The organism is Bulleidia sp. HCP3S3_C9, assembly GCF_052064035.1.
Taxonomy (GTDB): domain Bacteria; phylum Bacillota_I; class Bacilli_A; order Erysipelotrichales; family Erysipelotrichaceae; genus Bulleidia.
Map to the genome: position 1 here is coordinate 1 of NZ_JBQHWJ010000002.1, position 22,323 is coordinate 22,323.

Here is a 22,323-nt window from a genome sequence, read left to right on the forward strand (position 1 = left end):
CAAGAAAAGAATGCATCAGATCACAGATTTCTTCCGTATTGCTGACATGAAGAAAGATGATCTTTTCATTTATTCTATTTCTTGAATTCACCATTTTGCTAATATAGCCTATTCTTTTGATGAATTCATCAAAAATGTAATGGCTTTCACGATATTTTCAAAAACTTTGGTAGCTAGAAAGCGTTTTATGGACTATACTTATTGACATTAAGAAGGGGATTAAATATGGAAAAGAAAAGTTTATTTTCAACAAAGACAATGGTAGCTACAGCATTAGGTGCTGCTCTATTCTTTGTCCTATTCGCTTATGTAAAGATTCCTAGCCCAATTCCAGAAACAAACTTCCAGTTGGCTTATGGTGTCTCTGCATTCTTTGGATGCTTGTTTGGTCCAGTTGCTTCATGCTTGATTGCTGCAATTGGTCATACACTCAACGACTTTATCTTCTATGGTTCACCATGGTGGAGCTGGGTTGTAGCATCTGCAGTATCCGGACTTGTTGCTGGTTTTGCATATTACTACACAAAGCTTGATGAAGGTGAATTCAACAAAAAGACTATCCTGGCAATTATCGTTATCAACGTGATTGGAAATGCCATTGCATGGGTGCTTGTAGCTCCATGCTTAGATATTGTTATCTATGCTGAACCTGTAAAGAAAGTATTCCTGCAGGGTTTAATGAGCTTCGCTGCGGATGGAATTTCTTCTATCGTCGTATGCCTGCTGTTAGCTGCAGCATATTCTAAAACACGTACTAAAACTGGTTCTTTGGATCAAGAATAATACGAACAGGAACCTGCTATTGATCAGCAGGTTTTTTATATTTTTGAGGACTTTTTAAATGAAAACAATGATTGAATTTAAAGATTTTTCTTTTCAATACAAATCACAAAAAAAGCCAACACTGCATCATATCAATCTTGAAATCAAAGAAGGTGAAAAGGTATTGATCGTTGGTCCAAGCGGCAGTGGGAAATCTACACTTGGTCATTGCATTAATGGACTGATTCCATTTGCCTATCCTGGAAAAAAAGAAGGCAAGCTGTTCATTGAAGAAAATGACAGTGAAAAGCTCGATATCTTTTCCTCCAGCAAGCTTGTTGGTACAGTCATGCAGGATGCAGACTCTCAATTTGTTGGACTCAATGTCGGTGAAGATATTGCTTTCTCTTTAGAAAACAATGCCGTTGAAACAGACAAGATGCATGAAATCGTTAAAAAGGTGGCTAATCTTGTCGGTATGGGTGAGTTTCTCGAACAGTCACCACTTGAATTATCAGGAGGGCAGAAGCAGGATGTCTGTATGGCTGGTGTTATGGTTGATGAAGCACCAATCTTATTGTTTGATGAACCGCTTGCCAATCTAGATCCTGCAACTGGAAAACTTGTGATTGAATTGATTGATGAAATCAATAAAACACAGAACAAAACAATTATTATTATTGAACATCGATTAGAAGATGTACTGCATCGTCCTGTGGATCGTATTGTACTTGTTAACAATGGTGAAATTCTTGCTGACTGCAAGCCAGAAGAATTATTTGCGACAACATTGCTGGAAGATAATGGAATTCGTCTGCCATTGTATGTGCAGGCAATGAAGTATGCTGATGTTGATCTAAGCAAAGTAAAAAATCTTGCAGATGATACTGATTATGATTTACAGGATCAAAAAGACAAACTCGTTCACTGGTACAACACAAATAAAACAGATGTAAAGAAAAAAGAATCTGCGCCATTACTGACCATCAAAGATCTATGCTTCTCTTATGATGGCATCAAGCCAATCCTGGACCACGTCTCTCTAGATGTTCACCAGGGTGAAATGATTTCTGTAGTCGGTAAGAACGGTGCTGGTAAATCTACACTTTGTAAATGTATCTGTGCCTTTGAAAAAGCAGATGCAGGTACATTGACATTTGAAAACACAGATATGAATGATCTATCTGTCAAAGAAAGAGCAGATCGTATTGGATTTGTATTGCAGAATCCAAACCAGATGATCTGTAATACAATGATTTTTGATGAAGCCGCAATGGGTCTTAGAAACCGTGGCATCAGTGAAGATAAAATCAAAGAAAAAGTTGAAAATACATTAAAGATCTGTGGTCTGTATCCATTTAGAAACTGGCCAATATCTGCACTCAGCTATGGTCAGAAAAAGCGTGTGACAATTGCTTCTATTCTTGCATTAGAACCAAAGATGATCATTCTTGATGAACCAACTGCTGGACAAGACTATCGCAGATATTCAGAAATCATGGAATTCTTGAAGAGTCTGAATGAAATGGGTATCGCAATTGTTATGATCACACATGATATGCACTTGATGCTGGAATATACAACGAGAAGTGTTGTATTAACAGGCGGTAAGAAGATTGCTGATGCTACGCCTAGTGAAGTCCTTGGCAATGAAGCACTCATTGAACGTGCAAATCTAAAAAAGACAAGTTTATCAACACTTGCTGCAAAAGCAGGCATTGAAGACCGTATCGCATTTATTGATACGTTTATCCAACATGAAAGGGGACATCAGATATGAAAATTAAAATGTTTTCCTATTCACAGCTAGATACATTCATTCATCGTTTATCTGGTTTGACAAAACTGATCAGTTTCCTGTTTCTATCCTTTGCGGTCATGTTGACATATGACTACCGCATTATGTTATTGACACTTGTCATTTCAATGATTGCTTTTAAAGTTGCAAAAATACAATTGAAGCAAATCAAGATCGTACTGCTTTATGTACTATTCTTCTTAGTCATGAACATTGTACTCACATATGTTCTAGAACCAGACTTTGGAACAGAAGTCTATGGAACACGTACAATTCTATTTCAGTTCAATTCCTACTTCATTATCACAAAAGAAACAATGTTCTATCTGGCAGTCAAAACATTAAAATACTTTTCTATGATTCCTCTTGGCTTGATCTTTATCTTCACAACAAATCCAAGTGAATTTGCATCCTCTTTAAACCATATTGGTGTTCCATACAAAGTATGTACAACACTTTCCTTGACACTGCGTTACTTCCCAGATATTATTCGTGACTATACAAATATCTCTTTAGCCCAGCAGGCACGTGGTATTGAATTGAGTAAAAAAGAAAAATTCTCCAAGAGATTTGTCATGACAGTCAAAATGGTCATTCCACTTATTTTCTCTACATTAGACCGTGTTGAAGTCATCTCTAATGCAATGAGTTTAAGAGGCTATGGCAAGCTGAAGAAAAGAAGCTGGTATTCTTATCGTAAATTACAGGCAAGTGACTACTGTGTATGCCTTATGAGCTTCGCAGTGCTTGTATTAAGCATGGTGATGCGTTTCTATGTCACAAAAACAATGTTTTACTATCCATTTTAATAGAAAGAAGGTTATTTAAATGATTGATTATTCTAAACCAATGCTGGTATTCCAGACAGACTTTACATATGCAGAAGGTGCCGTTGCATCTATGTATGGTGTTGTAAAATCTGTAGACCGCACACTTGAAATTATTGATGCTACACATCAGATTCCACAGTACGATACATACTCTGCATCCTACAGATTAATGCAGTATATGCGTTTCTGGCCAAAGGGAACAATCTTTGTATCTGTTGTAGATCCAGGTGTCGGTACATCTAGAAAAGCATGTGTTGCGAAAACAAAAGATGGCTACTATGTAGTCACTCCAGATAATGGTGCATTAACACATATCGCACTTACAAGTGGTATTGAAGAAGTCAGAGAAATCGATGAATCCATTAACCGTTTAAAGGGCAAGGACAATGACCGTGTTGCTATCTTCGGCGGCAGAGACGTATTTGGCTATACAGCAGCTAGACTTGCTTCTGGTGTCATTACATATGAACAGGTAGGACCAAGCTATCCAGTAGAAGATATCCAGATGTTTGATCTTCCTGAACCAGTTGTAGAAGGCAATACAGTCACAGGCTTCATGGAAATTGATGACCCTAACTTTGGTAACCTGTGGACAAACATCCATATGGATTACTTCGAAAAGCTCGATATTCATCATGGCGATACAATCCATGCATGTATTTCAAAGAATGGTGAAGTTCTATTTGATGAAGACATCACTTACTACAAGTCTTTCGGTGACAGTGAAAAGGGCAAGGCACTTCTTTACAATAACGAAGTCAACAAGATCTCTTTCGCTATGAACCAGAACAGCTTCAAAAACAATTACCATGTAGATCATGGTGCTGACTATAAAGTTGTATTTTCAAAGTGAGACAGACATATGAATAAAACATTAGTATTTCAGTCAGATTTCGGTCTTGTTGATGGTGCTGTCAGCGCAATGGAAGGTGTTGCCTTACAGGTAGATCCTGAATTAAAACTTTATCATTTAACACATGACATCACACCATATAACATCTTTGAAGGCAGCTATCGTTTATTCCAGACAGTCAACTACTGGCCAGAAGGTACAGTATTTGTATCTGTTGTAGACCCAGGTGTAGGTACAAATCGTAAATCAGTTGTTGCGAAAACAAAGACAGGTCACTATATCGTTACACCAGATAACGGTACATTAACACACTTAAACAAGTACTTAGGTATCGTTGCACTCAGAGAAATCGAAGAAAGCATCAACCGTAGAAAGAATACAGAATTATCTTATACATTCCATGGCCGTGATGTTTATGCATATACTGGTGCAAGACTAGCAGCTGGAGTCATCACATATGAAGAAGTTGGAAAAGAACTTCCACTATCTGATATTGTTGAGCTGGATGTTGTTGAAACAGAATATAACGCTGAAGAAAAAAGTGTGAAGGGATGTGTCGACATTCTTGATGTACGCTTTGGTTCTTTATGGACATCTATTTCTAGAGATGATTTCTATCAGCTGAATCCTGAATTCGGCAAGCGTTATGAAGTATCTATTTTCCATGAAAATATGCTTGTATACCAGAATCAGGTCGTTTACCAGCATTCCTTTGCGGAAGTTCCTGTTGGTTCACCTTTATTGTATATCAACTCTGTATATCGTGTTGGTATTGCAATCAACCAGGGTTCCTTCGCACGTGCCTATAACGTAGGCACTGGTACAAACTGGAAGATCCGTATTCGTGCAATTGACTAAGACCCGTACGCATGTACGAGTCTTTTTTTGTTGTGCTATAATATGCGTATGTCAAAAACGAATATTGAAAAATCATGTGGTGCTGTCATTTTTGAAAGCCGTAAGAAAGATGCTAAAGTACTGATCATTCGTCAGCTTGCTGGTCACTATTGCTTTGTCAAAGGTCATATGGAATCAAATGAAACAGAAGCAGAAACTGCTCTTAGAGAAATCAAGGAAGAAACAGGACTTGTAGTAAAACTGGATACAAAGTTTTCACAGAAGACTCATTATATGCTTCCCATTGGCAATGAAAAAGAAAATACTTATTTTATTGCATATGTGAGTGGCGGCAAAGAACATATGGAAAAGGATGAATTGACTCATATGTACTGGATGAAGCCAATCGAAGCACTGGGCTGTATTACATATGACAATGATGCTGAAGTATTGAAACAGGCAATGCAGTACAGGAAGGCACCATGGTAAAGATTGTGTTGTTAAAAAGTGATGCAGATCACATGCATCGTATGAAACTCATGCATACACCTGAGGATGCTTTTATCGTGTCGTATACATATGACCATGATATTGTATCGATTGAAATTGAAACGTCTGGAAACAGCGAAGATACATTTCATGATCTTTGTTTTATGACGGAATGGTGTATCAAGAAATTTCATCCAGAAAAGATCGTTGTAGCTTGTGATACTTCTTTACGTAAAATAATGAATGCTGCTGGGTATTATGCAAAGGGAAAATCCTTCCAGCATATCATAGAGCCATATCGGTATATACTGGATGATCATGTATTTGATGAAGAAGGATATATCATTGATCAGGGCAGTATGCAATTCATTCCATTTGGATGGTTTGATACGCAAAGAAAAGGGTGTGGGTGGATTGCAGCATATAACCTGTTAAAGGCAAACAGAAAATATACGCCAATGCATGAAGTCATACACGACTTAGAAAAGCATAATTTACTAGGAAAAGTGTCTGGTCAGGAAATATTCTGGCTTATTGTCTATCTCAGACAGAAAGGTTTGGATATTTTTGTTTCTCTTCCAGGATTTTCTGCTGCAATGCATGTGTTTCAATCATGTTCTTCAGGAATCCTTGCGTACTCGCATGCTAGAGGCGCTCATTATGCGATGTTTGATAAGATCAATGACACTGATGCACATTTCTATAATGCAGTCTATCGCAGAAGAAATCATCAAGAAAATTTTGCAAATTTCCTGCATACGTATACAATATTGCATGGCTGCATCGTTATCGGTGTAAGAAAGAAGGAAACACATGATTAATACAATCGTTGATATCAAAGATATCCACTATACATATACAGATCCAGGACATTTACTAGAGTCCATAGAAAAAAGAGGCGTAGCGATTGCGGTACAGGTCAATGTACGTGAAGGATACTATGAATGTATTGATGGAAACAAAAGACTGTCTGCGTGTCAGATATTAAGCGAAAAAAATGATAAATTCAGAAGAATTCCAGTTGTATTGATGAATGACTATTCACATGCGGGAAGTGGCTTCTGGGGAAATACAAGAAATCACCATTAGGAGGGTACATGGAAAGATTACAAAAAGTCATTGCCGCAAGTGGCATTGCTTCTAGAAGAAAAGCAGAAGAAATGATCCAGCAGGGTCGTGTGAAAGTCAATGGTCAGACAGTGAAAGAAATGGGTGTCAAAGTATCTACACAGGATAGAATTGAAGTTGATGGTCATGAAATCAACAAGGAAGAAAAAGTATATTATCTTTTAAATAAGCCAAAAAGAACGATTTGTTCTGTTTCAGATGATAAAGAAAGAGATACTGTTGTAGATATCATTGATTGCAAGGAAAGAATCTTTCCTGTTGGTCGATTGGATTATGAAACAACAGGATTGCTTCTTTTAACAAATGATGGTGAATTTGCCAATGGCTTAATGCATCCAAGAAATCATATCCGTAAGACATATGAAGTCGCTGTCAATGGTGTATTGACAGATGGCATGTGTGCTCTGTTAGAAAAAGGTATAGAGCTGGAAGATGGAAAGACACTGCCTGCAGAAGTATTTGTTCTGCAAAGAAGTGAAAAGAAAAATAAAACAGTTCTACAGATTACAATTCAGGAAGGAAGAAACCGTCAGGTAAGAAGAATGATGGAATTCTTCAATTGTGAAGTAACGCAATTGAATCGTATTCAATATGCATTCCTTGATCTAGGCAATCTAAGACAGGGACAGTATCGTAAGCTGCGTATGTTTGAGGTACGTAAGCTGATGTCCATTGTAAATAAAAACGATCAGTCATTAACTGATCGCTAGCCCAATCGATTTTAAATACTCTTCATCTGGATCAATATAGATTGTTTTATAAGATGTGAGTTGTACCATTCCAGGTTTTGCACCTGGAATTTTTTTGAGGTCTTTGATCTGACAATAGACAACAGGAACACTGGATGAATATCTTCCCTTAGAATAATATGCAGCAATCATTGCGGCAGTACGAATGGTTTCTTCATCCAGCCTGTCACTATGTACAAGCACATGAGAACCATGGAAATCTTTTGTATGGAACCAGTATTCATTCTTTCTGGCAATTTTCCATGTCAATGCATCGTTCTGAAGATTGTTCTTGCCATAAGTAACTGTAATGCCATTCAAAAGCGTAATGGAAGAAAGATGAGGACCATCATCCTTCTTCTTTTTCTTTGGCTTTTTCTGCTTGTCAGTCATGTAGTTCTGCTTTACAAGTTCTTCTTTGATTTCTAGTGCAGTTTCAAAATCAGCAAGATCCAGCTGTTCCAGTAAACCTTCAAAATAGGATATCTCATTTTCACAGATTGCAATCTGTTCTTCCAGATACTTCTGACCTTTTTTCAGCTTGTTATATTTTGTAAAGCATTTGCGTGCATTGGCTTTTCCATCCAGTTTTTCATCCAGTGGAACTTTGACCATCGCACCATCTTCATAGTTCTCCAGTTCGATGTATTTCAAACCTTTCGTATCATTTACATTGTATGTATAGAGAAGATCTCCATATACCTTCCATTTTTCACAATCCTTTGCTTCATCATAGCTCTTCAATAGACGAGGAAGCTTTGTTGACTGATGTTTCAATTCTTTCTTTACAAAGTGATAGATATCTCCAGAAATGGATTTGATTCTTTCTTTTTCTTCCTTGTGGAAGTAAAGAATATCAAAAGCTTCCATCAATGGGTATTTCCTGCATTCGCCAATACTTGTAAGAGGAATGCAATGGAATACAGGAACATCATTCACATTGGCAACATACAAAGAATCTGAACATTCAATTTCATGCATGATATCCGCAAAGCTTTCATGCATGGATAAGCGATACTCAATCTCCCTGGAAAGAAAAGGAGAGAAGCCAGCAAACTGTTTTGTTAAAGATACATTTGGATCAATTGTATGATCTGTAAATGGATTTTTTTTATCTTGTGGAGGGGTAGGTGTAAACAGCACATTTGGCTGGATGACACGCTTCTGATTTTCAAATGGAGGAATTCTCTTTAATGCATCAATGATCTTTCCATCTGCACCAACAAGAATGACATTTGCATATTTTCCCATCAGTTCAACATACAAAGGAATATATTCAACATCTCCTAATGTGTTTCTTCTACGGATCTTCATCGTACACCAGCGGTCTAGACCAGCCTGTGTAATTTCTTCAATGATACCGCCTTCCAGATACTTTCTTAAAAGCATAACAAAATTACCTGGCTCTTTTGGAGTCGGATAGCTTCTTGTTGTAAATAACAAACGATTATATTCAGAATGCGTACTGATCAACAGCTGTTTTTTGCCATTGTTTGTATGTACCTGAAATAATACTTCTGTTGTAGAAACCTGATAAATTTTCTGTATTCTCATCGGAAGACTGCCAGCGAGTTCCGGAATAATTTTGTGTAATAAAATACCATCTAATGCCATTGTTCTTTACATCCTTTAATGAGTACTATCATACCATTGACGCAACAAATGAAAAAGAGTAATCTAGTATGCAAACAAAAGAGGTGAATGATGGAAAATAAAGGTTTGTTGATTGTATTGAGTGGACCAAGTGGTGTAGGAAAAGGAACAATTTTAAAGAAATTTGTGAATGATCCATCTTTAAAACTTGCATTCTCCATTTCTATGACGACACGTGCAAAAAGAGAAGGTGAAGAAGAAGGCGTAAACTATTACTACGTTACAAAGGAAAGATTCCAGGAAGCCATCGACAATGGTGAATTGCTGGAACATGCAGAATTTGTTGGCAACTGCTATGGTACACCTTTAAAGGAAGTGGAACGTTTAAGAAATGAAGGAAAGAATGTTCTGCTTGAAATTGAAGTACAGGGTGCACAACAAGTCATGGCGAAAGCAAAAGATGCATTAACAATCTTTATCGTACCACCAAGCATGGAAGAATTAGAAAAGAGAATTCGTGGCAGAGGTACAGAAAGTAATGATGTTATCGAATCTAGACTTGCGAAGGCAAAAGGTGAGCTTGCATTAAAAGACAAGTATGAATATGTCGTATGTAATGATGATGTAGATCGTGCAGCAACTGAAATCACAAATATCATTAAAAAACATATGGCAAAATAATTTTATGCTATTATATTAATGAAGAGTTATCCTTGAGTGGTTGACTCCGTGTTTAGTAGAAAATGACCACTAAAGTTTGGGAGCTACTAGCGGTCATTTTTCTTTACCAATTTACCAATTCAATAAACTTGTAAAAAGATTCGTATGTAATCTTTTCATTTTTTGTATTTGTGCTAATATAAAGATGTAAAAAAGAGTTACCGATGAGCGGTTGACTCCAAGATTAGTTGAAAATGACCACTAAAGTTTGGAAGAGTCTAGCGGTCATTTTTCTTTTTATTTTTTGATTCCAGATAGGAATCAACTGCGATACAAAAACTAAAGATTGAGAATATCAACGATATTACACCAATCAGTGAATCCATTATCATATGCAATCCCTCAAAAGAGAGTATCTAAGAAAAGAACCCTCTCTTGTTTTCCTTTCTATCAAGCTAATAATTGAGGGAGCCAACCGCTTGACGTTCTGGTAACTCATGGCATTTCTGCCACTTATATTTTACTATAAGAGACATGAAAATACTTTTGAAACAATATGTAGAAATGTGTGAAGAATTAAAATGATATTTTTCATATGGAGAGCATACTTTGATACTGCAGAATCCTTTGGGATTGATCTTGGATTCTGGATTGCCTTGTTTCTTATCATGATCATTGTAATCTTGGTGAATCTTGTGTGCTGGACAATGACACCAAAAAGAAGAAAGTAAAAAAACACAGAGAACTTACTTCAATTTCTCTGTGTTTTTAAAATGCAGTTTTGCAACGTTTTCTAATGCATCAAAACCATATTGCTTCACAAACTGTTTCGCACATGCATCGACATTGCTTCCTGCACCTTTTGCAAAATGCATATTCCATTTTGCATCCATTTCTTCCATTTTCTTCAATAATGCATAGCGTGCAATAACAGATGCACATCCAACCGCAATATATTTATCTTCTGCTTTTGTTTCAAAGTGAATGTTTCGAATGACCATCGGTTCATTTTGAATATAACGGTAATAGCTTCTTTCTGGGGTGAACTGATCAATGACTTTAAGCTGTGGCAAACCATATTTGCGATTTAGATGGACGTATGCCTGATTATGCAGTTTTGCCTTGATGGCATTGAGGTTGTTTGTTTCATGTACAGCGTTATATTTCCTGTTATCTACGATGAGTAAAGAATGTGGAACCTTCGCAATGATTTCAGGTGCAATCTTTAAGATATCTTCATCTTTGAGCTGCTTAGAATCTCTAACACCTAAAGAATGCAGAAGAGCATCTGTATTCTTATCTACGATTGCGGCACATACAACAACAGGACCAAAATAATCTCCTGTACCAACTTCATCTGAACCAGCCTGTGGAAGGATATCCTTCACTGCAATCTTAGGCTGCATCAATTCTTCTTCCATAAATGGAGAAGCATAGACATTTGCTTCCTTTCCCTGAAAGACTGTCTTTCCAGATGTATAGCAGGTAATGACGCAATTCTCACATTTCAGCTGCCATTTGGCATATTGTGGTGGTGTTTTTGCATTTTCACTCCATGCTTCGTATAATTTTGTTTCTTGCGCGTTTGTTAACTTTAATGTTATGACGTTTGACATGCATTCAATTGTACCATTGAATACAATGATGGTAAAATAGCACATATGGTAAATTTAAATGAATCAATGATCATGCCAGTCAATGGCATTGTAATCCTGCTTGCATTCGTATGCATGTGGAATGGATATCGCAAAGGACTGTTACGTTCTTTATTGTCACTTGCTGGAACAGTTGCTTCCTTTTATCTTGCATGGATGTTTTCTGAAAACTTAAGTACTTCCATGCCTTTGATCAGGAATACAAATTTAGATCCACTTTTACAGACGCTCACAGCACAGTACTACACACTCGCAAATCGACTGCTCTATTTTGTAATTTTATTTCTAGTATTCCGCATTGTATGCATGCTTCTAGATTTCTTGCTCAAAGTATTACAGACGATGCCTGGCTATCACTTTGTATCGAGTGTATCAGGCATGATATTAGGTCTCATACAGACATGCATCTGGTGTCTGGTAATATGCGTTGTACTGGAAAGTCCAGTATTTTATCATGGCTCTATGATTGTAAATGAAACGATACTTTCACCAATCAAGGAAGCAAGCACACTTGTATTTACTTCATTTTCACTTCCACTTCAGCAGGCAGATATGCTTTCTGAAATGCTGCAGGAAGTGGAACAGAACAAAAACAGTTTAGAAGAGTTTCAAAAATTCTTCTCACAGGGAGAATAAGATATGTCTATTGAAAATGCATTAGAGTTAAACACAATCCTCCAGCAGGTAGAAAAATACAGCTGTTTTTCTTTAGGGAAAAAGCTGATTCAAAATACAAAACCAACATATGAATCACTTTTGATTCAACAGGAAAACGAAAGAATCAAAGAAGCACTGGCTTGTACTGTTCAATATGGTTCACTGCCAATCCAGGGGTTCCATGATATTCGAGAAATCTTAGACAATGCTTTAAAAGGTAGAATTCTTTCTTCCTTTGATCTCTTGAAAGAATATCAGGTCATTTTAGGCATCAAGGCAATCTTGTCATATGAAAAGTCATGCAGCGATATTGCACATCCAGCACTCAATGATCTTTATTCAACACTGATCGTACATACAAAAGTAGAAACAATGTTAAATCATTGTCTTAATGAATACGGTGAAATCAAAGATAATGCAACACCTGCATTAAAAACAATTCGCGCGCAGTTAAGAAATATTGATGCAGAAATTACATCTGTCGCAACTCACTTTTTAAAGTCTCATAAAGATACATGTGTTGATGGCATTATCACAAACCGTAACGGCAGATGTGTTGTACTTGTCAAGGCAAGTGACAAGAATACATTTGGTGGATTTGTATATGGAGATTCCCAATCTGGAAATACATCATACATCGAACCGCCAGCACTCATTTCCATCAATAACAGAAAACAGGAACTTGTATCTTCAGAACAGGAAGAAATTGCGAAAATACTGAAAGAATGTTCCAAAGCTGTTAGTAGCGTTGCTGAAGAAGAAAAGGCAAACATTGAAACAGTTGCGATTTTAGATTGTATTTTTGCAAAAGCATCCTGGGGAAAAGATCGTGATGCAACGGCAGCTTCTTTAACAAAAGAAAAAGAAATCTCTATTACAGATGCACGTCATCCACTCATTGATCCTTTGAAGGTTGTCAGCAACTCCTATCACTTAACAAAAGAAAAGAAGATATTATTGATTACAGGTCCAAATACAGGCGGCAAGACAGTTTCCATGAAAATCATTGGCTTATTTACACTTATGACATATTGTGGAATGCCTATTCCTTGTAAAGAAGCCGTGATTCCATTCTTTGATCGTGTATTCGTTGATATTGGAGATGAACAGTCTGTCGAATCTTCCTTGTCTTCTTTTTCATCGCATATGAAGAAACAGGCTGAAGTATGTCAGTATGCAACAAAAGATTCTCTTGTCTTGTTAGATGAAGTTGGTTCTGGTACAGATCCTAGAGAAGGAGAAGCACTTGCCATTTCTATTTTGAATGAATTGCGTCATCTTGGTACAATGGCCGTTTTAACAACACACTATGACCGCTTGAAGGCATATGGAAAAAGACATGCGGATATCATGATTGCTTCCGTACAGTTTGATACAAATACATTGTCTCCAACGTATCGTTATCTTGAAGGAATGAGTGGTCAATCCAATGCGTTTGAAATTGCGGAGAGATATGGCCTTCCAAAATCGATTGTAAAATATGCAAGATATTTGAAGAATCAGGCAAAAACGAAAGAAGATGAACTGATTGAACAGCTAGAAAAAGAGCTCAATGAAGCAACACTGAAGCAGGATGCGTTAAACAAGCAGCTTGCTGAGATTGAAAAGCTGAAGAAACAGTTAACAAAAGAAAAAGATGCATTGGAAAAACAGAAAGAAAACCTGCAGACAAAGGCAAAGAAAGAAGCAGATGCCTATGTTGCTACAGTGCAGAATAAAGCAAACCGTATCTTAAAAGATATTCGCAAGCGTCAGGAACAAGTCAAGTATCATGAAGCATTGCAGGCAGTCCAGGAATTGAATTCTTTCTATGATACACCACAAGAAGAGGAAGAAGAAAAACAATACGTATTCCATGTTGGAGATGCGGTTGAACTCAAAGGCAATTCACAAGTATGTGAAATCATTTCTATCAAGAAGAAAGATATTACAATTTTAATGAATGGCAGGGAAGTACGCGTGAAACCAAACCAGATTCGTCCAAGTATTCATGTACTTCCAAAGATGAAGAAGCAGGACAATGTCAGTATCAATACAGGGCGTTCTTTATTTACAACAATGCCTTTAGAAGTGAATCTGATTGGCTTGCATGTAGATGAAGCCATGGAGAAACTGGACAGCTACATGGACCAGGCTTCTCTCAATGGATTAAAGAGTTTCCGTATCATTCATGGAGATGGTACTGGTAGACTCCGTAAAGCTGTTCACGAAAGATTAAAACGTGACAGTGGTGTCAAAGAATTTCGATTGGGCATGCCACAAGAAGGCGGTACAGGTGCAACAATCGTTACAATGAAATAAATCTATGGATAGAGAATATATCAAAGCAAAACTATCACAGCTTCCACATAGTCCTGGAAGCTATCAGATGAAGGATAAGAATGGAGAAATCATTTATGTAGGCAAAGCCAAAGACCTGCATAATCGCGTGAACTCCTACTTTGTTGGTGCTCATAACTTTAAAACAACAAAGCTTGTAGAAAATATTGATGATTTTGATTTTATTGTCACAAAGACAGAAAAAGAAGCATTGGTTCTGGAAATCAATCTGATCAAAAAGAATCGCCCGAAATATAACATTCAATTTATGGATGATTCTTCTTATCCATACATCAAACTCACAAGAGAAACATATCCAAGGCTATCCGTAGCACGTGATATTAAAAAAGATAAACGTGCACGATACTTTGGACCTTTTCCTGATGCCAATGCTGCAAGGGATACATTAAAGCTTCTGCAGGGGATGTTTCCATTCCGTAGATGTAATCATATGGGAGACAAATTATGTCTTTACTATCATATGGGACAGTGTCTAGGACCTTGTGAAAAACAAATTGATCCTGCAGTCTATGAAGAATACTGTTCCAGCGTTGTATCCTTTATGAATGGTGATACAAAAGATGTCGAAAAAGATATCAAGGAAAAAATGATCCAGGCAAGTGAAAATCTGGAGTTTGAAAAAGCGCTGATGTATAAAAATATGCTGGAATCTATTTCTAAAGTTGTCAGTGACAAACAGAATATTGAAAAGGATAATCGAGGAGATCGTGATATCTTTGCCTATTATACAGATCGAGGCTATCTTGCAATTGCAGGCATGCTCGTAAGAAAAGGTACGATTTTAAACAAAGAATATAAGCTCAAACCATTATATGGCGACGCACAGGAAGAGTTTATTTCCTTCCTGTTTCAGTACTATGAAGCAAATCCTGCCGCAAGAGAACTCGTATTGCCATTAGATATGGATATTGCAACAATCCAGGAAGTACTCCCATTTCCAATCTTTCAGCCACAGAAGGGCTACCGTCAGAAACTCATAGATATGTGTATTGAAAATGCAAAGACGCAATTAGATCTGAAGTTTTCTGTGATTGAAAAACAAGACAAGAAAACAGAAGAAGCCATCCGTCAGCTGAATGCAATTGCACGCCATCCTATGAATCGTGTTGAACTGTTTGATAACTCTCATATTTCTGGTGAATTTACTGTTGCAAGCTGTGTTGTATATGAAGATGGAAAACCTAGAAAGAATGACTATCGTCTGTTTAAGCTGCATACAGGCAATTCTGATATTGATTCGATGAAAGAAGTCATCTATCGTAGATATTTTAGACTTTTGAAAGATAACGGAAGACTGCCAGATGGAATTATTGTCGATGGTGGATGGATCCAGATTGAAGCGGCAAAAGAAATTCTAGATGCTTTAGATTTATCTAATACAATTAAATTGATGGGTCTTGTAAAAAATGACAGGCATTCTACAAATGCACTGATGGATACCGATGGTAATACTGTTGAAATTGATAAGAACAGTGAATTGTTTTTCCTGTTAACAAGAATGCAGGATGAAGTGCATCGTGTTGCAATCAGCTACCATAGAAAACTTAGAAGCAAGGCACAGACAAAATCCATCCTGGATGATATTGAAGGGGTTGGACCAAAAAGAAAGAAAGAGCTGTTAAAGGCATTTGGCGGCATCACAAAATTAAAAGAAGCGTCAGTAGAAGATCTTGCAAAGGTTGTTCCAGAGGCTGTTGCGAAAAATGTTTATCTAACACTGCATGAAGAAATTGAAGATAAATAAATCGCTTTCTGATGTATAATAGGTGGGCTATGAAATTACTTGTTAAAGATTTTGCGAATGGTAAATTTAATGATTTATCCTCACAGTTAACGGATAGTACGATTGAACGTGTACGTATGTTCCAGAAGGAAAATATTGTAGAAATTACATTGCATACGTACGATGTTTTATCTTTTGAAGACTATTCTTCTTTTTGCTATGGGATTGAAGAAATGACAGGCTGTCATATTCAATTATTGATTCATAGTGATCAATGCAATACAAATATTGTCGGAATCAAAAAGTATTTAAGCTATCTGGCAAAAATTCATGGCGACTATAGTGATCTTGCACATACTGTTTTTACATATGACAGTGATTCTAAAACAATTTCTTTCCTGTTAAATTCACAGGAAGATGTTGAAAGAAGCAGTGTATATGTAAATGATATTGAAAATGACCTGGCTTCGTGTGGTTTGACAATCCATGTCAAATGCATTACCAATGCACCACATGTAGAAGATGTACGAGAAGTTGTCATGAATGTCATTCCAGAAAAGGAACAAACTTTTCAGCAAAAACCAGTAGAAAAGAAAAAAAATAATTACCGCCGCTTAAAGATGGAAGATTATACACGTATCAATCTAAAAGATATCAAAGATCCAATTTCTGACATCCAGTTTGAAGGAGAAATCTTCCAGGAAGAAAAGACAATTACAAAAAATGATCGTATGATCCAGACAATGGCCATTTATGATGGTACAGATGCAATGATCATGAAGCGTTTTGAAGGCAGAGGCATCACACGTGAAATTCTTTCCAGCTATGGAGAAGGAAACTATGTACGTGTGTATGGTTCCATTCAGTTTGATAACTTTGCGAAAGATCTTGTTGTCATGCCACAGGAAATTGAAGTCTTAGAAAAATCGGAAGAAAAAGATACGGCAGAAAAGAAGAGAATTGAATTCCATATGCATTCCAATATGAGTGAAATGGATGGTGTATGTGATCCTGTCAGTATCGTAAAATATGCATATAATATTGGTCATCGTGGTATTGTGATTACGGACCACGCAGACGTACAGTCTTTTGTCAAAGCTTATAATACAGGCGCATCTCTTGCGAAAAAAGATCCTGAAAGAGGATTCCGTGTGGGCTTTGGCTGTGAATTAAATATGGTTGATGACTGTTTAGCGATTGTTAGAAATGGTGTAGATACCAAGATCGATGATGCTGAATATATTTCTTTTGACCTGGAAACAACTGGTCTATCTGCATATTATGATCACATCATTGAATTTGGCGCGGTCAAAATCAAAAACCAGACAGTTGTAGATCGTCTGCAGATGTTTATCAAACCGCCAATTCCAATTCCACCATTCATTTCTCATAAGACAAATATCACAAATGACATGGTCAAAGATGCAAAGCCTTTTAATGAATGCATTGATGAAATTCTGGAGTGGATCGGAGATGGTGTTCTTGTTGCACATAATGCAAGTTTCGACTATCACTTTATCAATGAAGAGTTAAGAAGAATCCATCGTCCGCCATTAACAAATACAGTCATCGATACATTAGATCTTTCTCGTGCTATCTTGAGAAATCGTAGAGCATATCGTTTAGGTAATATTTCACGTTATTATCACGTGGAATATGATGAAGAAGTTGCACATAGAGCTGACTACGATGCAGAGAGTCTATCTGGTGTATTTATGTGTCTTCTAAAAGATGCAAAAGATCAGTATGACTGTGTTACGATCAATGATCTGCAGGAAAAGACACAGGATGATGAAATCTTTAAGAAAGTTAGAAGATCACATATTTGTGCGATTGTTAAAAACCAGGATGGTATGAGAGATCTGTATCGTCTTGTGACAAAGAGTAATACAAAAACACTTGCGGTCATGGGAAAAGCAAGTGGAAAAGAAGGTACAGACGTTGCGGCAGAAGCACGCGTTACGCGTAGTGATATTCAGGAACACCGTCATAATCTGTTGATTGGTTCTGCATGTTTGAATGGTGAATTATTTGAACTTGCATGTAATGGTGAAGATGCTCGATTAGAACAGGCTATGATGTTCTATGACTATATTGAACTACAGCCATTAGGCAATTACTCTACATCCATTGCATTAGGTTCTATTCCAAACATTACACGTTTAAAACAGGTACAGAAACGTATCATTGCTATGGCAAAGAAACTTGGCATTCTAGTCATTGCAGATAGTGATGCGCATTACTGTACAAAGGAGCAGAAAATCTTTAGAGATGTTTATATCATGTCACAAGGTGTAGGTGGTGCAACACATCCTCTCTATATCCGTGATGATGATTTAAGACTTCGTACAAAGAATCCGGATCAGCATATTCGTATGACAAATGAAATGTGCAGTGAATTTGACTGGCTGGAGGATAAAGATCTTGTTCAGCAGCTTGTGATAGATAATCCAAATAAACTGTTTGATTCTATTGATGAAAATATTCGTCCTGTTCCTAGTGGAACATTTCCGCCACACATTGAAGCTTCTGGTGATAAACTGCGTAACATCTGTCACAAGACAGCGAAAGAAATGTATGAGTTTGAAGGAAAGATACCTGAAGAAGTATCAGAACGTCTGGAATTTGAGCTGAACAACATCATTACAAATGGATTTGATGTGCACTATTATATTGCGCACCTGCTTGTAAAAAAGAGCAACAAGGATGGATATGTTGTAGGTTCCCGTGGATCTGTAGGATCTTCCTTTACAGCTACGATGTCAGGTATTACAGAAGTAAATCCATTAAAACCACATTATCGCTGTACATGCTGCCACTATACTGAATGGATCGATGATCCAGAAGTAAAGAGTGGATTTGACCTTGAAGAGAAGAAATGTCCAAAGTGCGGAGGCATTATGAAAGGGGATGGACAGAACATTCCTTTCCAGACATTCTTAGGATTTAATGCTGATAAGGTACCTGATATCGATTTAAACTTCTCCAATGAATATCAATGGAGAGCTCATGAATTCATTAAAGAAGTATTTGGCGCAAATCATGCGTTCAGAGCCGGTACCATTGGTACTGTCGCAGATAAAACAGCATATGGTTACGTTACAGGATATTGTGAAAAGATGCATCGTGAAGATATGCGTCGTGCAATGAAAGATTATCTGGCAAAAGGCTGTACAAACGTTAAAAGAACAACAGGACAGCATCCTGGTGGTATTATCATCATTCCTGATGAGTATGAAGCAGAAGACTTCACACCAGTACAGTATCCAGCCAACGATCCAACAGCAGCTTGGATGACAACACATTACGACTTCCATGATATTCATGATAATGTATTGAAATTTGATATTCTTGGTCATGTTGATCCAACTGCGATTCGTATGCTGCAAAGAATTGGTACAGTCAAACCTCTGGATATTCCAATGAATGATCCAGAAACACTTTCATTGTTCTATTGTGATGATGCTTTACATGCAGATCCAAGAATCTATAAGAAAGAAAATGGTGCCTTAGGTTTACCAGAATTCGGTACACGTATAACACGTCGTGTTCTTGAAGAAACAAAACCAGCATCATTCTCAGAACTTGTAATGATTTCTGGTCTGACACATGGTACTGATGTCTGGGCTGGTAATGCACAATCGCTCGTACAGGCAGGGCATCCATTAAGTGAAGTGATTGCGTGTCGTGACGATATCATGACATATCTATTAGATAAAAAACTGAAGCCATTGGATGCGTTTAAGATCATGGAATCTGTACGTAAGGGAAAAGGTCTTACGGCAGAATGGGAAGAAGACATGAAGGCACATAACGTACCTGACTGGTATATTGATTCCTGTAAAAAGATCAAGTACATGTTCCCGAAAGCACATGCGGTTGCCTATGTTATGATGGCAGTTAGAATTGCCTGGTATAAAGTACATGAACCGCAGAACTTCTATATCCAGTTCTTTACACATCGTTGTGATGCATATGAAATTGATACGATGTCAAAAGGAATTGAAGCCATTCGTGTGCGTATGAAAGATATCCAGGATCGTCAGAATTCTAGAGATACGATCAATCCAGTCACAAATAAAGAAAAATCTTTATTTGATACATTGGAGGCATGTGAAGAGTTATATGCAAGAGGCTATCGTATTTCTAATGTTGATCTGTATAAATCACTTTCTACGGAATTTAGAAGTGATCCAGATGATGTGAAAACAATCATTCCTCCATTTACTGTTATTGATGGATTGGGTGCAAACGTTGCGCGTTCTATTGAAACTGCAAGAAGTGAAGCAGAATTCCTTTCTAAAGAAGATTTGGAAAAACGTACACAGCTGTCTGGTACTTTAATTAAAAAACTGGATGCGATGGGTGTTTTAGAAGGATTGCAGGATTTGAATCAGTTATCATTGTTCTAAAAGGTGTGTAAAATCACACCTTTTTTGATGGCTGAATTAAAAAGAGCGATACCTGCTAATCAAGTATCGCTTCTATTTTATTTTACAATTTCCATGCCAATTGCTCTTTGAACCTTCTTAACTTTTTCATTGGCAATGACATTCGCTTTTTCAGCACCTTGCTGCAATGTCTTTTCAATGATATCTGAATTACAGATTTCATTATATTTTGCCTGGATACTTTCTAGTAATTCACAAACGCTGTCAGCAACTGCACGTTTGAAATCACCATATCCTTTTCCTTCAAATTCCTTTTCAATTTCATCAAAAGGACGATCATTGTTTAAGGAAGAATAAATCTGCATCAAGTTAGAAATACCAGGCTGATTTTCTGGATCATAATGAACATGTGCCAGATTATCAGTGACTGCACCCATGACTTTTTTACGTGCTGCTTTTAAATCATCTAATAAATAAACGCATCCTTTATTGATGCCATCAGATTTACTCATTTTCTTTGTAGGATCTGTTAAAGACATGATTCTAGCACCAACCTTGCCAACAAGTGGTTCAGGAACAGTAAACAAGTCACCATAACGGTTATTCATTCTTTGTGCGATATCTCTTGTTAATTCAACATGCTGCTTCTGATCTTCTCCAACAGGTACGTAGGATGGATCATATAAAAGAATATCCGCAGCCATTAAAGCAGGGTAAGTATACAAGCCACCACTCAGATTCTTTTCACCTTTCGCCTGCTTGTCTTTGAACTGTGTCATACGGTTTAATTCACCCATATATGTATGACAGCACATGATATAGCCAAGTGTAGCGTGCGCAGGAACATCAGTCTGTAAGAAGATTGTTGCCTTTTTTGGATCCAGACCACATGCTAGATATAAAGCGACACAATCATGAAGATTCTTCTGCAGAACTTCTGGTTCCTGTGGAACAGTAATGCAGTGAAGGTTTGCGATAAAGGCAAACATTTCATAATCATCCTGATACTTCACAAATTGTTTGAGTGCACCGATGTAAGAGCCTAGATGTAATTCACCAGTAGGCTTGATGCCAGATAACATTCTTTTCATAATAACCTCCAAATAAAAACGTCTCTTCAATCAAACTGAAGGGACGCAAGAGACGACTTTGCGCGGTACCACCCGTCTTATCTCAATGTATGAGATCACTTTTATGAAGGTAAACGATTCACGTATAAAAGTTTGTTATAAAGCTCCAGTACATTTCTATCTATGAACAGTTTACATCAGCCACTGTCTTTCTTTACGGGGAAATAGAAACGTTGCACTTTCTTTTATGCTGTTATTTTATTCTGTTTGACAATTACAATCAAGTGTATGTTATAGTTGTTGACAGATTTGATATAATATTTTTGATTTTACAAAGGAGGGTATTTATGATCGTTGTATATACATCACCAGGCTGTGCTTCCTGTAGAAAAGTGAAACAGTGGCTGAAAGATCGCAATCTTCCTTTCATTGAAAAGAACATCTTTAAAACATTATTGAATGATAATGAAATCAAACATTTATTGATGAGAAGTGAAAATGGCACTGATGATATCATTTCTAAAAGAAGCAAGATCATTCAAGAAAGTAATATTGATATTGATGCGATGAAAACGGATGAATTGATTCATTTTATTAAAAACAATCCAAGTGTTCTGAAACGTCCAATTATCTTGAATGAAAGTAATTTCCAGGTTGGATATGATGAAGAAGAAATTGGTGTATTTGTGCCAAGAGAATTGCGAAATCTTGCAGATCACGTATGTAATCCGGATTGTCCAAACTATAAAACATGTGGAGAGGTGCATAAAGAAGCTTAATTGCTTCTTTTTTGTTGTATAATGATACTT

At 37.0% G+C, this 22,323-nt stretch carries 19 protein-coding genes; 16 read left to right on the top strand and 3 right to left on the bottom strand.

All coding sequences use genetic code 11. The features are described from left to right. Window positions 1–225: 225 nt before the first annotated feature. Genes ACTND6_RS00555 through ACTND6_RS00595 form a run of 9 tightly spaced genes read left to right on the top strand, consistent with a single transcriptional unit; the run spans window position 226 to window position 7,407 of the window. Window positions 226–783 (top strand): ECF-type riboflavin transporter substrate-binding protein, encoded by a 558-nt coding sequence (locus ACTND6_RS00555; protein ID WP_441021153.1) that lies wholly within the window; start codon window positions 226–228, stop codon window positions 781–783. A gap of 58 nt (window positions 784–841) precedes the next feature. Next, window positions 842–2,542 (top strand): ABC transporter ATP-binding protein, encoded by a 1,701-nt coding sequence (locus ACTND6_RS00560; RefSeq protein WP_441021151.1) that lies wholly within the window; start codon window positions 842–844, stop codon window positions 2,540–2,542. Further along, the gene (locus tag ACTND6_RS00565; protein WP_441021149.1) at window positions 2,539–3,369 is read left to right on the top strand and encodes an energy-coupling factor transporter transmembrane component T family protein; all 831 of its coding nucleotides are present in this window, start codon (window positions 2,539–2,541) and stop codon (window positions 3,367–3,369) included. Before ACTND6_RS00560 ends, ACTND6_RS00565 begins: the two co-directional genes overlap by 4 nt. 19 nt (window positions 3,370–3,388) lie before the next feature. After that, window positions 3,389–4,243, top strand: a complete 855-nt coding sequence (locus ACTND6_RS00570) for an SAM-dependent chlorinase/fluorinase (protein ID WP_178175867.1) — start codon at window positions 3,389–3,391, stop codon at window positions 4,241–4,243. Window positions 4,244–4,252: 9 nt separating this feature from the next. Next, window positions 4,253–5,101, top strand: a complete 849-nt coding sequence (locus ACTND6_RS00575) for an SAM hydrolase/SAM-dependent halogenase family protein (RefSeq protein WP_441021147.1) — start codon at window positions 4,253–4,255, stop codon at window positions 5,099–5,101. Window positions 5,102–5,149: 48 nt separating this feature from the next. After that, window positions 5,150–5,569: a bis(5'-nucleosyl)-tetraphosphatase gene (locus tag ACTND6_RS00580; protein ID WP_441021145.1), complete on the top strand. Its 420-nt coding sequence runs from the start codon at window positions 5,150–5,152 to the stop codon at window positions 5,567–5,569. Beyond that, window positions 5,563–6,390 (top strand): hypothetical protein, encoded by an 828-nt coding sequence (locus ACTND6_RS00585; RefSeq protein ID WP_441021143.1) that lies wholly within the window; start codon window positions 5,563–5,565, stop codon window positions 6,388–6,390. The genes ACTND6_RS00580 and ACTND6_RS00585 overlap by 7 nt, the downstream gene beginning before the upstream one ends. Beyond that, window positions 6,383–6,658, top strand: a complete 276-nt coding sequence (locus ACTND6_RS00590) for a ParB N-terminal domain-containing protein (RefSeq protein ID WP_178176734.1) — start codon at window positions 6,383–6,385, stop codon at window positions 6,656–6,658. The genes ACTND6_RS00585 and ACTND6_RS00590 overlap by 8 nt, the downstream gene beginning before the upstream one ends. A gap of 8 nt (window positions 6,659–6,666) precedes the next feature. Beyond that, on the top strand, window positions 6,667–7,407 hold the full coding sequence (locus ACTND6_RS00595) for a pseudouridine synthase (RefSeq protein ID WP_441021140.1): 741 nt from the start codon (window positions 6,667–6,669) through the stop codon (window positions 7,405–7,407). Here ACTND6_RS00595 and ACTND6_RS00600 read toward each other — a convergent pair. Continuing rightward, window positions 7,393–9,039, bottom strand: a complete 1,647-nt coding sequence (locus ACTND6_RS00600) for an Rqc2 family fibronectin-binding protein (protein WP_441021138.1) — start codon at window positions 9,037–9,039, stop codon at window positions 7,393–7,395. The two genes, ACTND6_RS00595 and ACTND6_RS00600, sit on opposite strands and share 15 nt — an antisense overlap. Before the next feature lie 90 nt (window positions 9,040–9,129). On the opposite strand from ACTND6_RS00600, the gene gmk reads away from it, so the two are divergent. Beyond that, a complete protein-coding gene (gene gmk / locus ACTND6_RS00605; RefSeq protein WP_441021136.1) occupies window positions 9,130–9,699 on the top strand; it encodes a guanylate kinase in 570 nt (189 codons plus the stop codon). Between the two features lie 560 nt (window positions 9,700–10,259). Continuing rightward, window positions 10,260–10,409, top strand: a complete 150-nt coding sequence (locus ACTND6_RS00610) for a hypothetical protein (protein WP_441021134.1) — start codon at window positions 10,260–10,262, stop codon at window positions 10,407–10,409. A 15-nt stretch (window positions 10,410–10,424) separates the two neighbouring features. Here ACTND6_RS00610 and rnhC read toward each other — a convergent pair whose 3' ends face one another. Further along, entirely contained in the window at window positions 10,425–11,339 is a 915-nt protein-coding gene (rnhC, locus tag ACTND6_RS00615) for a ribonuclease HIII (RefSeq protein WP_441045027.1), read from the bottom strand. Here rnhC and ACTND6_RS00620 point away from each other — a divergent pair, their 5' ends adjacent. Genes ACTND6_RS00620 through ACTND6_RS00635 form a run of 4 tightly spaced genes read left to right on the top strand, consistent with a single transcriptional unit; the run spans window position 11,340 to window position 20,465 of the window. Beyond that, window positions 11,340–11,969 carry a CvpA family protein gene (locus ACTND6_RS00620; protein ID WP_441021130.1) on the top strand — a complete coding sequence of 210 codons (630 nt, stop codon included), beginning with the start codon at window positions 11,340–11,342 and terminating at the stop codon, window positions 11,967–11,969. Between the two features lie 3 nt (window positions 11,970–11,972). Continuing rightward, window positions 11,973–14,291, top strand: coding sequence for an endonuclease MutS2 (locus ACTND6_RS00625; protein ID WP_441021128.1), 2,319 nt, complete (start codon window positions 11,973–11,975; stop codon window positions 14,289–14,291). A 4-nt stretch (window positions 14,292–14,295) separates the two neighbouring features. Beyond that, window positions 14,296–16,074: an excinuclease ABC subunit UvrC gene (gene uvrC, locus ACTND6_RS00630; RefSeq protein ID WP_441021126.1), complete on the top strand. Its 1,779-nt coding sequence runs from the start codon at window positions 14,296–14,298 to the stop codon at window positions 16,072–16,074. A 29-nt stretch (window positions 16,075–16,103) separates the two neighbouring features. Then, the gene (locus ACTND6_RS00635; RefSeq protein ID WP_441021124.1) at window positions 16,104–20,465 is read left to right on the top strand and encodes a PolC-type DNA polymerase III; all 4,362 of its coding nucleotides are present in this window, start codon (window positions 16,104–16,106) and stop codon (window positions 20,463–20,465) included. A 77-nt stretch (window positions 20,466–20,542) separates the two neighbouring features. Here the strand turns inward: ACTND6_RS00635 and trpS are convergent, their stop codons facing one another. Beyond that, on the bottom strand, window positions 20,543–21,535 hold the full coding sequence (gene trpS / locus ACTND6_RS00640) for a tryptophan--tRNA ligase (RefSeq protein ID WP_441021123.1): 993 nt from the start codon (window positions 21,533–21,535) through the stop codon (window positions 20,543–20,545). A gap of 326 nt (window positions 21,536–21,861) precedes the next feature. On the opposite strand from trpS, the gene ACTND6_RS00645 reads away from it, so the two are divergent. After that, window positions 21,862–22,293, top strand: coding sequence for a Spx/MgsR family RNA polymerase-binding regulatory protein (locus ACTND6_RS00645; protein ID WP_441021121.1), 432 nt, complete (start codon window positions 21,862–21,864; stop codon window positions 22,291–22,293). Window positions 22,294–22,323: the final 30 nt, after the last annotated feature.

What these genes read in the sequence shown, in the direction of transcription:
- ACTND6_RS00600 (WP_441021138.1), bottom strand. Translation starts at nt 9,039, where the DNA reads ATGGCATTAGATGGTATTTTATTACACAAAATTATTCCGGAACTCGCT.
- ACTND6_RS00595 (WP_441021140.1), top strand. Translation starts at nt 6,667, where the DNA reads ATGGAAAGATTACAAAAAGTCATTGCCGCAAGTGGCATTGCTTCTAGA.
- ACTND6_RS00645 (WP_441021121.1), top strand. Translation starts at nt 21,862, where the DNA reads ATGATCGTTGTATATACATCACCAGGCTGTGCTTCCTGTAGAAAAGTG.
- ACTND6_RS00585 (WP_441021143.1), top strand. Translation starts at nt 5,563, where the DNA reads ATGGTAAAGATTGTGTTGTTAAAAAGTGATGCAGATCACATGCATCGT.
- ACTND6_RS00620 (WP_441021130.1), top strand. Translation starts at nt 11,340, where the DNA reads ATGGTAAATTTAAATGAATCAATGATCATGCCAGTCAATGGCATTGTA.
- ACTND6_RS00555 (WP_441021153.1), top strand. Translation starts at nt 226, where the DNA reads ATGGAAAAGAAAAGTTTATTTTCAACAAAGACAATGGTAGCTACAGCA.
- ACTND6_RS00625 (WP_441021128.1), top strand. Translation starts at nt 11,973, where the DNA reads ATGTCTATTGAAAATGCATTAGAGTTAAACACAATCCTCCAGCAGGTA.
- ACTND6_RS00565 (WP_441021149.1), top strand. Translation starts at nt 2,539, where the DNA reads ATGAAAATTAAAATGTTTTCCTATTCACAGCTAGATACATTCATTCAT.
- ACTND6_RS00570 (WP_178175867.1), top strand. Translation starts at nt 3,389, where the DNA reads ATGATTGATTATTCTAAACCAATGCTGGTATTCCAGACAGACTTTACA.
- trpS (WP_441021123.1), bottom strand. Translation starts at nt 21,535, where the DNA reads ATGAAAAGAATGTTATCTGGCATCAAGCCTACTGGTGAATTACATCTA.
- ACTND6_RS00635 (WP_441021124.1), top strand. Translation starts at nt 16,104, where the DNA reads ATGAAATTACTTGTTAAAGATTTTGCGAATGGTAAATTTAATGATTTA.
- ACTND6_RS00610 (WP_441021134.1), top strand. Translation starts at nt 10,260, where the DNA reads ATGATATTTTTCATATGGAGAGCATACTTTGATACTGCAGAATCCTTT.
- ACTND6_RS00575 (WP_441021147.1), top strand. Translation starts at nt 4,253, where the DNA reads ATGAATAAAACATTAGTATTTCAGTCAGATTTCGGTCTTGTTGATGGT.
- rnhC (WP_441045027.1), bottom strand. Translation starts at nt 11,339, where the DNA reads ATGTGCTATTTTACCATCATTGTATTCAATGGTACAATTGAATGCATG.
- gmk (WP_441021136.1), top strand. Translation starts at nt 9,130, where the DNA reads ATGGAAAATAAAGGTTTGTTGATTGTATTGAGTGGACCAAGTGGTGTA.
- ACTND6_RS00560 (WP_441021151.1), top strand. Translation starts at nt 842, where the DNA reads ATGAAAACAATGATTGAATTTAAAGATTTTTCTTTTCAATACAAATCA.
- ACTND6_RS00580 (WP_441021145.1), top strand. Translation starts at nt 5,150, where the DNA reads ATGTCAAAAACGAATATTGAAAAATCATGTGGTGCTGTCATTTTTGAA.
- uvrC (WP_441021126.1), top strand. Translation starts at nt 14,296, where the DNA reads ATGGATAGAGAATATATCAAAGCAAAACTATCACAGCTTCCACATAGT.
- ACTND6_RS00590 (WP_178176734.1), top strand. Translation starts at nt 6,383, where the DNA reads ATGATTAATACAATCGTTGATATCAAAGATATCCACTATACATATACA.